Genomic DNA, 15,816 nt, shown 5'->3' with positions numbered 1-15,816 from the left:
AAATATAAAATTATTTGAAGAACGCTCAGTCATGGGCGTTTTTATTTTGTATTTAAAATCAAAGGAATTTTATTGACATAGCAAAACAATGATGATAAAATTCTATTTAGACAATAATCTAAATAGAAAGGGGTTTTAATTGTGAAAAAATTCTTAAAATTATTTTTGCTAGGAATGATATGTTTTGTATTGTCACAGCTATGCCTTCGATTACCTCTTTTGAAATTATTAAACAATAATTTATGGATCTACAGCTTTCAAAGTCTTTATCCACTAATATATGGATTTTTACTCACCCTGAGTGCTGGACTCTTTGAAGAGGGCGGCAGATTTATTTTTAGGGATAAAATTTTAAAAGAAAATAATAGCAAGTCAGATGCAATTATTTTTGGATTAGGGCATGGGCTTATAGAAGTAATATTTGTTATTATTTTGAGCTTTAATAACCTAAATCTATTGACTAGCTCTGATATTTTTTTAGGATTATATGAAAGATTGTTAGCGGTGATTTTTCATATTGGTATGACTGTATTAATATGGCTTGGATTTAATAGAATGAAAAAATACAGATATTTAATTTTAGCGATTTTTTTACATGGTTTTTTTGATTATTTTATAATATTAAAGAATATTTTTGAATTTAGTAATTTGATTTTGTACGGAAGCTGGACTTTGCTTTGTGTAATTATTTTAATTTTCATTTTTAAAATTAATTTAGGAGGGAATAGGAATGAAAAAATTTAAAATTTTAACTTTAACGGCTCTTGTATTACTTTTGGTTGCCTGTAGTTCTAAGACTAAAAAAATGTCAGATGAGGATTTTAATAAGTATCAAAAAGAAGCTCAAGCTGCCATAAGTTTAGTCAATGAGAGAAAAACAGATGAATTTATTGATTTAACAGAAAAATCAATGGGATTTAAAAAAGAAATTTTGGAAGAAGCCTATAAAAATCTTGATGAAAATGGGAAATTTGTAGAATTCGGTGACGCTAAGGGAATATATGAAGAGGATAAAAATTCAGGAACAACTTTTTCTACTATTTTACAAAAAGTCAAGTATGAAAAGAAGGATGTTCTTTTTAGGGTAAGTTTTAATAAGGATGATAAAATAGTTGGAATATTTTTCAAGTAAATTGAATAAAATTATTTAGAGAACGCTCAGTCATGGGCGTTTTTTTAAATGTTAAAATAGTTAGATTTTGATATAATAGCATCAGGTGATACTATGGCTTTTATTGAAGTTAAAAATCTTTCCAAGGTCTATAACATTGGCGAGAGAACAGTAATGGCAAATGATAAATTAAATTTTGAAATAGAAAAAAATGAATTTGCAATAATTCTTGGGGCATCTGGTGCTGGCAAGTCCACTTTTTTAAATATTTTAGGAGGTCTCGACAGCCCTTCAAGTGGTGAGCTTTTGGTTAATGGCAAAAATATTGCCCTCTATAATGAAAAAGATCTTACAGAATACAGAAGAAATGACATGGGTTTTGTCTTTCAATTTTACAACCTCATTCCAAATTTAACGGCTCTAGAAAATGTAGAGCTTGCAACGCAAATTGTAAAAAATGCAAAGAATCCAGAGGAAGTTTTAAAATCTGTGGGACTTGGCGAGAGAATGGATAACTTCCCTTCACAACTTTCTGGTGGCGAACAACAAAGGGTTTCTATTGCTCGTGCAATTGCAAAAAATCCAAAGCTTCTCCTTTGCGATGAGCCAACGGGAGCTCTTGATTATCACACAGGCAAGCAAATTTTAAAGCTCTTGCAAGATTTAACTAGGACAACAGATACTACAGTGGTTTTAATTACTCATAATTCTGCAATAAAGGATTCAGCAGATAGACTTATTGAAATTTCTGATGCTAAAGTTAAAGATGTTATTATAAATAAAAATCCAAGGGATATTATGGAAATAGAATGGTAGGTGCAGAGTGAAATCTGGCGACAAAGATAATTTTAGGGAGATAAAAAATTCTCTTCCTAGATTTATCTCAATTATGATTATTGTCTTTCTTGGTGTTTTTGTCTTAATTGGTCTAATTTCTACAGGCAAAATTATGAGAAACACCATTGACGACAAGATAAAAAAATTAAATCAAGAGGACCTAAAAATTTCTGTGCCTATTGGTCTTGAAGATGAGGACAAAAAAATTATTGAGGGCGAAGATGACATCTCTGAGCTTGAATATGGCTATGACAAGGATGTTTTCTTGGAGGGAGACTCAATTGTCATAAAAGTTCTTAACATGCCCTATGAAATTTCTAAACCTGAAATTGTTGAGGGAAGAAATATAAAATCATCGGACGAAATTGTTCTTGATGCAAGAATGAAAAAAGATGGCAAAAAAATTGGCGACATCATTTCCTTTAAAGAGGATAATGATGACGATGATGACAATGACCTAAAGAGACTTTCCTATAAGGTGGTTGGCTTTGCCAATTCTCTTGATTTCATTCAGGATAAAAATAACACTTATTCTGAAAGAGGCTATGGGAAAATTTCTTACTTTGCCTATATTGACGATGGGAATTTTTCTGGGGATCCTACTCTTGCTAAAATTAAATTTTTGGGCACAGAGGGACTTATGACTTCTGACAAGGAATATGTAGACTACATGGACAAGAAGACGAGAGCCATAAAGATTGATTTAAAAAATAGACCCAAAAAGAGACTTGCTTCTATACAAGATGAAATTTCTGGAAAAATAAGTGATGCTGAAGACAAAATTACTGATGCAGAGGGTAAACTCACTGATGCAAAGGATAAACTTGTCAAAGGTAGAGAGGACTTGAATAAAGGAAAGAAGGACTACAAAGAGGGCCTAGACAAGTACAAGAAAGAAAAAAAGGATGCAGAATCTGAAATTTCAAAAAATAGAGATAAACTTTACAAGGCATCTGTGGAAATTGATGACGGAGAAAGAAAGCTTTTAGATGGCTACGAAAAGTTAAACGATGGCAAGAAAAAACTTGAAGATGCAAAGAGTGAATTAAATTCTGGAAGAGAAAAACTGACTGATGGCAAGGAGAAGTACCAAAAGGGACTTGGCGAATTAGAAGCTTCAGAAAAGGCTTTAAAAGAGGGAGAAGACAAGCTCCTTGAAGGCAGAAAAAAATTAGACGACGGCTGGCAAAAAATTGAAGATTCCAAGGTAAAACTCTCTGAAGGAATGAAAAAATATGAAGAGGGCGAAAAGGAATATGGCAGTGGAAAGGCTCAGCTTGAAGCTGGAAAGCAAGAGCTGACAAATCAAATGGGTGCGACTTCCTATGAGGATGCAGTTGAAAAAATTTATGCCCTAGATGAAATTCTTGACACTGCAGATGGAATTTTAAATAAACTTCCAAATATTGAAAATGAAATTGCCAATACAAATTCACAGATAAAGGAAGTTGAATCAGCTATTGCACAAGTTGATGCTGAAATTATAAATTTAAAGTCGGCTCAAGATGATCCAAATTTATCAGCTGAAGAGAAGGCAAAGCTTGCTGCACAAATTACAGGCTTAGAAGTAAAAAAATCTGAACTTCAAAAAAATAAAGATGCTTTAAATAAAAAACTTGAATTTTTAAATAATTCAAAAGCCGAAATAGATAAGGCAATTGAAGAGATAAATAAAGAGTTGCCTGGTGGGGTAGCAGGAAATATAAATGATTTAAAGGAAAAGGTAAAAGAGGGCAAAGCTGCAATCCAAAAGATAAATGAAAGTGAAAAAAAATTAGTTGGGGCAAGAGCTACACTAGACGGCACAAAGACCCAGATAGAAGAGGGCAAAAAGCAACTTGAAGAGGGAATTTTTGAGGCAGAAAAGGGCGAAGAAGAATACGCAAAGAGCAAGGATGAAATAGAAAAGAATAAAAGAAAACTTCAAGATGCCAAGGAAGAACTTAAAAAAGCTAAAAAGAAACTTGACGAGTCACAAGAAAAACTAGACAAGGGAAGTGCCGACTACGAAAGTGGCAAGGAGGAGTACGAGGAAAAGTACGATGAATATGTAGAAGGCAGAGAAAAACTTTCCAGAGCCAAGGAAAAATATTTGTCTGGCACAGATGAACTCCAAAGAGGAGAGGAAAAACTTGATGAAGAGCTAAAAAAGGGAAGGGACAAGTTAGATGATGCCAAGGACAAGCTTTACAAGACAGAAAAAGATTTAAAGAAAGGCAAGAATGAATACGAGGACAAGTCCAAAGAAGCGGAAGAAAAAATTGCCGATGCAAGAGGAAAAATTGAATACGGAAGAAAATATTTAAGTCTTATAAAACAACCTCGCTACACAATTACGCCAAGGCATTTGTCAGGAGATATTAACACCTATATTGACTATGCAAAAAGAGTTGACGGACTTTCCTTTATCTTTCCAATATTTTTCTTTGCCATAGCACTTCTAGTTTGTTTCACTACAATGACAAGGATGGTAGACGAAAATAGACTCATAATAGGAACCTACAAGGCTTTGGGTTATACAAATAGGGAAATAGGAAGAAAATTCTTCCTCTATGGCTCTCTTGCATCCTTAATTGGCGGAAGTCTTGGTGCAATAATTGGATCCTACTTATTGACCTATATAATTGGAAATGCCTATTCCACTAAGACAATATTTGAAGATCATTTAATAATAGGTTTATTCCCACTTAGGATGCTCTTTGCCATTGTCATTGGATTTTTATTTACAACAGTTGCGGCAATAATTACAGTAAACAAAAACTTAAAGGAAAGGACCGCCTATCTACTTCGTGGCAAAGCCCCATCAAAGGGCAACAGAATAATGCTTGAAAAAATTCCTTTTATTTGGAACAAAATGAGCTTTCTATCAAAGGTTACTGCGAGAAATTTATTCTTGTCAAAGAAGAGAATGTTTATGACTGTAGTTGGAGTCATGGGGTGTGCGGCATTGCTTGTCTTGGGATTTGGAATATCAGAATCTGTAAAAGATGTAGAAAAATTGCAGTTTAAAGAAATTTTGAAATATGACATATCTGTATTATATGACAGCAAATTTGACGAAGATGCCTATGAAGCTTACAGAAAATCAATTGATGAAAAAAATTTAGACTACACAAAGACTTACGAAGAAATATTTACTGTGGATTACAATGAAATCGACCAAAATGTAAATGTGGTTGTGCCAGAGAATAAGGAAGAATTTAAAAATTTTGTTGCATTAAGGGACAAGGACAGTGGAGAAAAACTTGAAATAGGAAAGAGGGGAGTTATAATAACAGAAAAACTCTCCAAGCTTAAAAAAATAAAAGTTGGCGATCCCCTTTACCTTCGCGATGTTTACGGAAATGAATTTGAAGTAGAAGTATCAGGCATAACAGAATTTTATCTTGGTCACAATGTCTACATGGATAAAAATTACTTTGAAAAAGTAACTGGCTCAAAATTTGCGGCAAACACAGACTTAATAAAGGTCCCTCATAATTTTAACAAAGATGACTTTACAAAGAAGACAATAGAAAATAAGGCAGTCTTTAACATTACAAATATTGACGACATGAAAGATGTCCTAAATCAATTTTTATATTCAATAACAAAGGTGGAAATAATAATTTTAATAGTGACAACACTTTTGGAAGTTGTAGTTTTGTATAATCTTACAAATATAAATATTGAAGAGAGAATAAGAGAAGTTTCAACAATAAAAGTCCTTGGCTTTTATCCAAAGGAAACCACATCCTATATTTACAAGGAAACTTATATCCTTGCCATTATTGGAATATTAATAGGATTAGTGGTTGGCAAAATTTTGCACTACTCAGTCTTGCAAATAGTAGTACCATTTATGGCAATGCTTCCTGAAAGCTTGAGTCCAAAACCATTTATACTTGCAGGTATAATCACAACTTTCGTCAATACAGTAATAATGATAATTTTCCACTTTAGGATAAAGAAAATAAATGCCCTAGACGCACTAAAGTCTAATGAATAAAAATTGACCGAAGTATGAAGCTTCGGTTTTTTTAATATAACAACATTTCCCAAATTTTCACACTTCTTTCACAGTATGTAAAATATTTTACATGAAATTTACAAGAGCCATCTTTCAAATTTACAAAGTCTTTCTATAATAGCCTTGAAATTAAAAATTATATTTGAAAGGAAGATAATAATGGAAATTAGAAAAATTGGTAAAGTTGGAATGATTCTTGCTTTGGCAGCATCTCTTGTAGCTTGTGGAGGGAATAAAAAGGAAGAGGCAACTGCTAATGCGCCTAAGAATGATACTAAACAAGAAGAAGCAGGTTCAAATGCAGCTGATCTTGGAACTATTAATGTTATAACAAGAGAACAAGGTTCAGGTACTAGATCTGCCTTCACTGAACTTACTGGAGTTCTTGTTAAAGACGGCGACAAAGAAATCGACAACACTTATGCTGAAGCAGTAGTTCAATCTTCTACTGATGCAGTTCTTACAAGTGTTGAAAATGACAAGGCATCTATTGGTTATATTTCACTTGGCTCTCTAAAGGATAGTGTTAAGGCTCTAAAAGTTGAAGGGCTTGAAGCTACTCCTGAAAACATAAAATCTGGCGACTATAAACTTGCAAGACCCTTTAACCTCGCTTACAAGGCTGACGTAGATGCAAAGGTTAAGGATTTAATCACTTTTATCATGTCTGACGAAGGACAAAAGATTTGCCAAGATGAAGGTTATGTTGGAGACGCAAGTGGTGCTAAATACGAAGCTATTGACAATGATGGGCACATCACAATTGCTGGTTCAACTTCAGTTTCTCCTCTAATGGAAAAACTTGCTGAAGCTTACAAGGCTAAAAATCCTAAGGTTCAAATCGACATTCAATCTAACGGTTCTTCTGCTGGTATGACTGCTGCAATGGAAGGAACTGCTGAGCTTGGTATGGCGTCAAGAGAACTTAAGGACGAAGAAAAGAAAGCTCTTGAATTTACAGTAATAGCAAGAGACGGGATCGCAGTAATCGTAAACAAGGAAAATGGATGCGAAAATTTAACAATGGATCAATTAAAACAAATCTTCACTGGTAAATTAACTGATTGGGCTGAAGCTAGCAAATAATTGCAGAATTATAAAATAGTAAAATAATTAGGTACAAGGAATGAATAAAATGGAAGATACTAATAAAAAGGTAGTCCATAAAGGAAACCAAAGAAAGGCATTTACAAAGGAAGAAGTATTTAAGTATTTCTTCCTAATTTGCTCCATACTGTCAATTTTATTTTTGTTATTGATATGTATATTTATTTTTAAAGATTCCCTTGCTTTTATTGGAAAAGTTGGAGTAAAAAACTTTGTCCTTAATGACGCTTGGACGCCTATGAATGTGCCAGCATCTTATGGGATTTTACCAATGATAATTGGTTCTGTCTTAATCACTGCAATGTCATGTATTACAGCAGTGCCAGTTTCAATAATGGTGGCTTGTTACTTGGCATTTGATTGTCCAAAAAATATTTATAGAATTTTAAAACCTGCCCTAAATCTTATGACAGGCATACCTTCAATTGTATATGGTTTTTTTGCCCTTACAGTTATTGTGCCAATTAATAGAGAAGTTTTTGGCGGCACAGGTATGAATATGTTATCTGCAGCAATACTTCTTCTCATCATGGTTTTGCCAACCATAATTTCTATGGCAGAAGCCTCTCTTAGGACTGTTCCTCAGTCTTTTTACCAAGGCTCACTTTCCCTTGGCGCAACTCACGACGAAACAATTACAAGAGTAATGGTGCCTGCTGCAAAGTCTGGTATCTTTGCTGGAATAATTCTCGGCGTTGGTCGTGCAATTGGGGAAACAATGGCAGTAGTATTAGTAGCAGGAAATCAAACGAGACTTACACTAAATCCCCTAAAGGGAATTAGAACTATGACAACAAATATAGTAATGGAAATGGCTTATGCAGCTGGCGAACACAGACAAGCTCTCATAGCAACTGCAGCAGTCCTATTTATTTTCATTCTTCTAATTAATATTGGATTTTTTATAGGAAAGAGTAGGGGCGAAAACAATGGTTAAATATATTACAATTGGCGTGTTATTATTTCTTCTTGCTCTAGTATTTGGACTTCACTTTATAAAAGGTCTGTCCTTTTACAGAATTACTACTAGACTTTTCTCAGCCATGACCTTTGCAGTTCTTGTATTTATTGTAGTCTTTGTAGTTTTCAAGGGAGCAATGTCCTTTAGACCAGACATGCTTTCCCTACACTACACATCAGAAAATGTATCTATGGGCCCTGCAATAATTACAACCCTTCTTACAGTTGTCCTTGCAATTTTATTTGCATCGCCGATAGGGATCTTCACTGCTATATTCTTAGTTGAATATACTGCTATGGAAAATAAACTTGTAAAGGCAATAAGACTTGCAACAGAAACCCTTGCTGGCATCCCATCAATTGTTTATGGATTATTTGGTATGCTATTCTTTGGTCTAAAGCTAAAGATGGGTTTCTCTGTAATATCTGGTGTTTTAACTGTTTCTATTATGATTCTTCCAATTATAATGAGAGCAACGGAAGAAGCTTTAAAATCAGTTCATCCATCAATAAGACAAGGCTCTTTTGCTCTGGGAGCAGGCAAGCTTAGAACAATTTTTAAGCTTGTACTTCCAATTGCAATCCCAGGAATTTTATCTGGAATAATTTTATCAGTTGGCCGTGTAGTTGGAGAGACTGCTGCCCTAATGTACACTTTGGGAACAGCAACATCCCTTCCAACGTCACTTAAATCATCATCAAGGACACTTGCCCTACACATGTATGTACTATCATCTGAAGGCAAACACGTGGGCGAAGCTTATGCAACAGGCATGGTGCTTTTGATTCTTGTACTTTTAATTAACTGGTCATCAACTAAACTTGCAGATAAACTTAGGGAGGTAAAATAATGAAATCAAAGATGAATGTCAAAGATCTCGACTTATACTATGGAGACTTTAAGGCACTTCACAATATTAATTTAGACATTATAGAGAATGAAATATTATCTTTTATAGGGCCTTCTGGTTGTGGGAAGTCAACTTTACTAAAATGTTTAAATAGAATGAATGACCTAGTAGTAGCTTGTAGGATAGAGGGGGAAATAACTCTTGATGGCGAAGATATTTACGCCAAGAATTATGATGTAAATAAACTAAGAAAGAGAGTGGGAATGGTATTTCAACAACCTAACCCCTTTCCAATGAGCATCTACGAAAATATTGCCTATGGTCCAAAGACTCACGGCATAAAAAATAAGACAGAGCTTGATGAAATTGTTGAGTCCTCACTTAAACAAGCAGCAATTTGGGATGAGGTAAAGGATGACTTGAAAAAATCTGCCCTTTCAATTTCTGGTGGACAACAACAAAGACTTTGTATAGCAAGAGCACTTGCAGTAAATCCTGAAGTAATTTTAATGGACGAGCCAACTTCTGCTCTTGACCCAATTTCTACAGGAAAGATTGAAGACCTTGCACAAGAATTAAAGGAACAATACACAATAGTAATGGTTACTCACAATATGCAACAAGCATCAAGAATTTCTGACAAGACTGCCTTCTTCCTTCATGGAGTAATTGTTGAATATGGAAACACTATTGACATATTTACAAACCCAAGGGAAGAAAAAACAGAATTATATGTAACAGGAAGGTTCGGCTAATGAGAAAGAAATTTGATGAAGAATTAAGACATTTAAACAACTTACTTTTAGAGATGGCAATGATAAATGAGGGTGCAATTAAAAAGGCAATCTCTCTATTAGATGAAAAAGACGAAAAAATTGCTGAAGAAGTTTCAAATTATGAAGAGAGGACAGATGTCTACGAAGGCATTATCCAAAAGCAATGCTTAAAGATTTTCGTTGAGCAACAACCAGCAGCAGGAGATCTTAGGAGAGTTTCCTCTGCACTAAAAATGATTACTGACATGGAAAGAATTGGCGACAACACAAGAGACATAGCAGAAATTTGCATGATGCTGCCTCATGACTACGATACTTCTAGGTTTCCGCTTATAAAAGAAATGGCAGACTCAACTATTGCTCTATTAAACAAATCAATTGACTCCTTTGTAAATTTAGACATGGACTCTGCAAAAAAAATTGATGAGGATGATGATGTCATAGATAATTATTTTGTGATGATAAGAGATGAATTAATTGATATAATTAAGTCAGATTTTGACCCAGCGGCGGCAATTGATTTTATCATGATTGCAAAATATTTGGAGAGAATTGCAGATCACGCCGTTAATATTGCAAAGTGGGTAATGTTTTCTATAAAAGGATGATTTAATGCTAATTTATGTAGTAGAAGATGACACATCAATTTTAAAATTAATTGAATATTCACTTAGGAGCAAGGGATACGAGGTCTATTGCTTTGAAAATGGCAAGGACTTTTTTGAAAAGTTAAATGAAAAAAAGCCAGACATTGTCCTCCTTGACATTATGCTTCCAGATATTGATGGAAGAGAAATTTTAACTAGACTAAAGGAAAAGGAAGATACAAAAAATATTTGGGTCATGATGATAACGGCAAAGACTTCTGAGTATGACATAATCTCTGCTCTTGATGGCGGCGCTGATGATTATATCAAAAAGCCCTTCTCTGTAATGGAACTTTTGTCAAGAGTTGGTGCCATAGCTAGAAGGGCAAGCACAATTGATAAAGACAGAAATATTTTAGAGTTTGGCGGCATTGTCATGAACAACTTAAAGAGAATTGTAACAATTGACGGCGAAGAAGTTGACTTTACCTTTAAAGAATATGAACTTTTAAAGTATTTAATTTTAAATAAAGAAATAGTAATCTCTCGTGAAAAGCTCTTAACATATATTTGGGGTTACGATTATGAAGGCGAAACAAGAACTGTGGATATGCACATAAAACTTCTTCGCGACAAATTAAAGGACAAGAGAAATTATATAAAGACTATAAGGGGCGTGGGCTATATGCTTTCAAGGAAGGATTGATATGAAGAGAAGATTTTTTAGATACCTATTAGGCATATCACTTCTTACACTTTTTCTTTCTACTATAGTTTCCATGTTTATCTATTACTCTGTCTATGTAGACAGATCAAACAAAGGCCTTTCAAATATAGTCATCGTTATGGGCGAAACCTTAAACAAAATAGATGATGACGAAAAATTTTTAGAAAAAATAGCAAAGAAGAAGAGGGACTTTAGGATTACTCTAATAAAAGAAGATGGAGATGTAATTTTTGATTCTTCTGAAGATGCACATTTTCTCCCTACACACAAGGACAGACTAGAAGTTATAAAGGCAAAGGAAAATGGATTTGCACAAGTAGAAAGATACTCAACTACTCTATCCAAAGACCTCTACTATGTGAGCTTAAAACTCGATGATGGAAATATAATTAGGGTCTCAAGAGAAATGGACAACCTCCTTGGCGCTTTTAGAAAAGTAATACCTATTGATTTACTTATGGCACTTTTAGTTTTTATTGTGGCGACTTTGGTTTCAGGTAGGCTAACAAAGAAAACTTTTGAGCCTTTAAACAATTTAAAGGAAGATCTTTTAAGCATAGACACAGATAAATTTCCTGAGATAAGTCCTTTTATTAATAAAATAAACAAGCAAAATAAAACTATAAAGGACAATTATAGACAGATTAGTCGAGAAAGGGATACAATCGAGACTATTTTAAAAAATATGAAAGAGTCACTTATAATAGTAGATGAAAATAAAAACTTGCTCTCTGTAAATAAGTCTGCAAGGAAACTTTTTAATTCTAAAAGAGAACTCCTTGGAGAAAATATTTTAAATTTAATAAGAGATGATGACCTTATAAAGCTAATTGACGATGCCCTAATGGGTTCTAGCGCCGAATCTATTACAAACATTGGAGAAAGAGAATTCAAATTTTATGTAAATCCAGTTTTTGAAGACAAAAAAGTTAGGGGAGTAGTAATATTATTCATTGATGAAACAGAAGAAATAAGGGCACTAAGACTTCGTGAAGAGTTTTCTTCAAATGTGGGCCACGAATTAAAGACACCTCTTACATCAATTTGTGGTTTTTCAGAGTTACTTGTCAATGGAATGGTAGATGACGCCAACAAGGAAGAATTTTACAAACTCATTTACGATGACTCCAAGAGACTTTTAAATTTAATAGAAGACATAATGAAAATATCTGGGCTTGAAAGTGAAAAGACTTTTTCTCGTGAAGAGATAAAATTAAAGGAACTCATAAGGGATATTTTAAGGGCACAGAGAAATTTAATTGACGAGAAAAATATTGCTGTTACTCTAGAAGGCGATGGACTTGTATATGAAAACAAAACTATGATGTGGGAGCTCTTTGCCAACCTTATAAATAACGGTTTAAAATACAACAAAGATGGCGGCAAGCTAGACATAAAGATCTCAGAAGACACAAAAAATTATGAAATCCTAATTACTGATACAGGCATAGGAATTCCATCAAAGGACTTGGCAAGGATTTTCGAAAGATTTTACCGAGTAGACAAGTCAAGGTCAAGAAAAATTGGCGGCACAGGACTTGGACTTTCTATTGTAAAACATGTTCTTCAGTCAATTGATGGAAAACTTGAAATAAGTTCAGAACTTGGAAGAGGAACACAATTTAAAATAATTTTAAGAAAAGACAGAAGGGAAATATAAAGTAACAACAGAATGAATTGTAAACTAATTTAATAATACATTTTAATAAGACCTTAAAGACTGGCTCATTGAGTCAGTTTTTTTATAATATTTTTAATTATTGACAAAATTAAATGATAGTATTATCTTAAAAAATAGGAGGTTATGATATGAAGAAAAAATTAATTAATTTAGGATTAGGATTTGTAGCAGGAGCTATTGGTGGCAAAATTCTTTCCTCACAAACTGTAAAGAGAATTGCTGTAAACACTGTTGCTGAAGGATTAAAGATTAAAGAAGGAATTGACAAGAGTGTTGAATGTGTAAAAGTATCAACTGAAGATATTGTTGCAGAAGCTAAAGTAAAAAAAGCTGAAGATGAAAAAAAAGAAGCTGAAAGAAAAGCTCAATTAGACATTGAAAAAGTTGTAGAAGAAAAAGAAGAAATTTCAGAAGAAGTAGAAAAATAATATGATTGCAAGTATTGCCAGTAGAACTCTAGGCAGATGTCGTTTTATATATGAAGACAAGCTTAGAGAATGCGATGTAAATAAATTAAAATATAAAATTGAAAAAGTCTCTGGCGTGAAATCATGCAAGATTTCAATTTTAGCAAATTCAATTATTGTAAATTATGAAGAAAAATATTTGCCACAGATTGCGAAATTTATCTTAGACTTCGATTTAGAAGAACTAAGAGATTTTGAAATTGATGATGTAGACTTTATTCCACAAGAAGATAGAGAACTTTTCCACATACTTCGAGATGCAATGTATAGGAGAATTTTCTTTGCTCATATTATGCCTATGCCACTTAGGCCAATAGGAGTTATTATAAAGTCTATTCCTTATATTAAGGCTGGCTTAAAGAGCATTAGAGATAGAAAACTAAATGTTGAACTATTAGATGCAACAGCAATTGGAATTTCTATCTTAGACGGAGAGTTTGGCGACGCAGGAAATATTATGTTCCTTCTTGGACTTGGAGAAGAATTAGAAGACTACACTCTAAAGAAGTCAAAGGAAGACCTTGCTCAATCGCTTAAACTAAATGTAGATAAAGTTTTTGTTCTTGAAGGCGATAAGAAGTATCTTAAAAAGTTAGAAGATGTTGGAATTAATGAAGTTGTTGAAGTCAATATGGGCTCGACAATACCAGTTGATGGAGAAATAGTTAAGGGCTTTGGTATGGTAAATGAATCATCCCTTACTGGAGAGTCCCTTGCTGTTAAAAAGACTGAAGGTAAAACAGTATTTGCAGGTACAGTTTTAGAAGAAGGAGCAATCCTCGTTAAAACTACAAAAAAATATGATCAGTCGAGGATAAATCATATAATTGAATTAATTGGCGAGAGCGAAAAAAATAAATCTCTAGCGGAGAAGAAGGCAGAGTCAATAGCTGACTCAATTGTTAAATATTCTTTCTTGGGAGCAGGTCTTACTTATCTATTGACAAGAGATTTTATAAAAGCAAAATCATTTTTAATGGTAGATTTTTCCTGTGCACTTAAACTTACAATGCCAATTGCAACTATGAAGGCAATTTCTTCTGCATCAGAAAGAGAAATTCTCGTAAAGGGCGGAAGATACTTGGAAAAACTTGCCCAAGCCGATTCAATTATTTTTGACAAGACGGGAACCCTTACAAAGTCAGAGCCAAAAGTTGAAAAAGTTATAGCCTTTTATGACAATGACGAAGATGAATGTTTGAGAATTGCAGCTTGTCTTGAAGAGCATTTCCCACATTCAATAGCAAATGCCGTTGTAAAAGCTGCAAAGGATAAAAATCTTAACCACGAAGAAATGCACTCAAAGCCAGAGTACATTGTAGCCCATGGAATAAAATCAAAAATTGGCGATAAAGTTGCCCTAATTGGGTCAGCTCACTTCATCTTAGAAGATGAGAAAATAAAAATAGATGAAGAGCAAAGAAATAAAATAGACAAATTAAAAGAAGATTATTCACTTTTATATCTTGCCTTTGATGAAAAATTAATTGCAGTAATCTGCATTGATGATCCAATTCGAGAAGACGCAAAATACACAATTGATTCATTAAGACAACTTGGTTTCATGAAAATTTCCATGTTAACTGGCGACGCAGAAAATTCTGCAAGGGCTGTAGCGGAAAAATTAGAACTTGATTATTACAAAGCTCAAGTATTGCCAGAAGATAAAAAAGATTATGTTGAAAGTGAAAAGGCAAATGGAAGAACAGTTGTCATGATTGGCGACGGAATTAACGATTCAATTGCACTTTCATCAGCAGATGTGGGTATTTCAATGCACGAAGGGGCGGATATTGCAAAGGAAATTGCAGACATATCAATAAAGTCCGACTCATTAAAGGAACTTATAGATGTGATAAAAATTGCAAAGTCCTTAGAAAAAAGAATCCACAGAAATTATAGAGAGATAATAACTTTCAATGGAGCTCTAATTGCCCTTGGAGTAACAGGACATTTGACAAATACAAACTCAGCCTTCCTACACAACGCATCAACAGTTGCCATTGCAGGAAGAAATATGAGAGACTATAGAGTATAAGTTTAGAAATTTAAGAAATTGTAAAAAGAAATAAAGCCCCAGAGGCTTTATTTTTTTACAAATATTAATTTAGATTTATAGAATAAAGTAATTTGCAAATATTCATTTTTAAAATGTTGTATAATAATCTTTATGAGAGTTATAAAGCAGAAATTTTTTGAGGAGTAAAAAAATTTTCAGGGATAGATTATGAAGAAGATACTAATAATTGAAGATGATAAAAATTTAAATAAAGGAATTTCCATAGCCTTAAATAAAGAATATGAAATTTTTTCTGTAAGCACAATTAGTGAAGCCAAAAGCTTTATTGATAAAGCTGACTTAATTTTACTTGATATGAACTTACCAGATGGAGATGGACTTGAAATAATAAAATTAACGAGACAAACTTCATCTATTCCTATTATAGTTTTATCAGCCATAGATCTAGAAGCATATATAATTTCTGCAATAAGTTTAGGTGCAGACGACTATTTAACTAAACCTTTTTCTTTAGGAATCTTAGAAGCAAAGATAAAAAGAGCTTTTGAAAAAATAGCCCCTAGCGATCTAAACATTTATAATAAAGATGGTCTAGACTTTAATTTTAATAAAAATATTTTCTATGTAAATAATCAAAATATAGATTTCACTAGGACAGAGATAAAAATTTTGTATTATTTAAT

Annotated in this window: 14 protein-coding genes; all 14 read left to right on the top strand. The window is 33.3% G+C overall.

What is annotated here, in order from left to right; translation table 11 throughout:
• Nucleotides 1-141: 141 nt before the first annotated feature.
• Nucleotides 142-744 carry a YhfC family glutamic-type intramembrane protease gene (locus PTSHG_RS09250; protein ID WP_019107868.1) on the top strand — a complete coding sequence of 201 codons (603 nt, stop codon included), beginning with the start codon at nucleotides 142-144 and terminating at the stop codon, nucleotides 742-744.
• On the top strand, nucleotides 731-1,132 hold the full coding sequence (locus PTSHG_RS05395; protein WP_019107867.1) for a DUF3887 domain-containing protein: 402 nt from the start codon (nucleotides 731-733) through the stop codon (nucleotides 1,130-1,132). The genes PTSHG_RS09250 and PTSHG_RS05395 overlap by 14 nt, the downstream gene beginning before the upstream one ends.
• A 93-nt stretch (nucleotides 1,133-1,225) precedes the next feature.
• Nucleotides 1,226-1,927, top strand: coding sequence for an ABC transporter ATP-binding protein (locus PTSHG_RS05390; RefSeq protein ID WP_019107866.1), 702 nt, complete (start codon nucleotides 1,226-1,228; stop codon nucleotides 1,925-1,927).
• 7 nt (nucleotides 1,928-1,934) lie between these two features.
• Nucleotides 1,935-5,936 carry an FtsX-like permease family protein gene (locus PTSHG_RS05385; protein ID WP_019107865.1) on the top strand — a complete coding sequence of 1,334 codons (4,002 nt, stop codon included), beginning with the start codon at nucleotides 1,935-1,937 and terminating at the stop codon, nucleotides 5,934-5,936.
• 180 nt (nucleotides 5,937-6,116) lie between these two features.
• Nucleotides 6,117-7,043, top strand: a complete 927-nt coding sequence (locus tag PTSHG_RS05380) for a substrate-binding domain-containing protein (RefSeq protein ID WP_019107864.1) — start codon at nucleotides 6,117-6,119, stop codon at nucleotides 7,041-7,043.
• Nucleotides 7,044-7,092: 49 nt separating this feature from the next.
• A complete protein-coding gene (gene pstC / locus PTSHG_RS05375; protein ID WP_019107863.1) occupies nucleotides 7,093-8,001 on the top strand; it encodes a phosphate ABC transporter permease subunit PstC in 909 nt (302 codons plus the stop codon).
• On the top strand, nucleotides 7,994-8,875 hold the full coding sequence (gene pstA / locus PTSHG_RS05370; protein ID WP_019107862.1) for a phosphate ABC transporter permease PstA: 882 nt from the start codon (nucleotides 7,994-7,996) through the stop codon (nucleotides 8,873-8,875). Before pstC ends, pstA begins: the two co-directional genes overlap by 8 nt.
• Entirely contained in the window at nucleotides 8,875-9,630 is a 756-nt protein-coding gene (gene pstB / locus PTSHG_RS05365) for a phosphate ABC transporter ATP-binding protein PstB (protein ID WP_019107861.1), read from the top strand. The genes pstA and pstB overlap by 1 nt, the downstream gene beginning before the upstream one ends.
• On the top strand, nucleotides 9,630-10,259 hold the full coding sequence (gene phoU / locus PTSHG_RS05360) for a phosphate signaling complex protein PhoU (RefSeq protein ID WP_019107860.1): 630 nt from the start codon (nucleotides 9,630-9,632) through the stop codon (nucleotides 10,257-10,259). Before pstB ends, phoU begins: the two co-directional genes overlap by 1 nt.
• 4 nt (nucleotides 10,260-10,263) lie before the next feature.
• A complete protein-coding gene (locus PTSHG_RS05355) occupies nucleotides 10,264-10,944 on the top strand; it encodes a response regulator transcription factor (RefSeq protein WP_019107859.1) in 681 nt (226 codons plus the stop codon).
• Nucleotide 10,945: 1 nt separating this feature from the next.
• Nucleotides 10,946-12,625, top strand: a complete 1,680-nt coding sequence (locus PTSHG_RS05350) for a sensor histidine kinase (protein WP_019107858.1) — start codon at nucleotides 10,946-10,948, stop codon at nucleotides 12,623-12,625.
• Nucleotides 12,626-12,774: 149 nt separating this feature from the next.
• Nucleotides 12,775-13,074 carry a DUF6110 family protein gene (locus PTSHG_RS05345; RefSeq protein WP_019107857.1) on the top strand — a complete coding sequence of 100 codons (300 nt, stop codon included), beginning with the start codon at nucleotides 12,775-12,777 and terminating at the stop codon, nucleotides 13,072-13,074.
• 1 nt (nucleotide 13,075) lies between these two features.
• Complete coding sequence (locus PTSHG_RS05340) at nucleotides 13,076-15,151, top strand: heavy metal translocating P-type ATPase (RefSeq protein WP_019107856.1); 2,076 nt, start codon at nucleotides 13,076-13,078, stop codon at nucleotides 15,149-15,151.
• Between the two features lie 189 nt (nucleotides 15,152-15,340).
• Nucleotides 15,341-15,816 (top strand): response regulator transcription factor (locus PTSHG_RS09245; RefSeq protein ID WP_019107855.1); only part of this gene is annotated, 476 nt, incomplete at its 3' end.

The sequence above is a fragment of the Peptoniphilus senegalensis JC140 genome (genome assembly GCF_000321025.1).
GTDB classification, from domain to species: domain Bacteria; phylum Bacillota; class Clostridia; order Tissierellales; family Peptoniphilaceae; genus Peptoniphilus_A; species Peptoniphilus_A senegalensis.
This window is presented reverse-complemented; position numbering and strand designations above follow the sequence as displayed.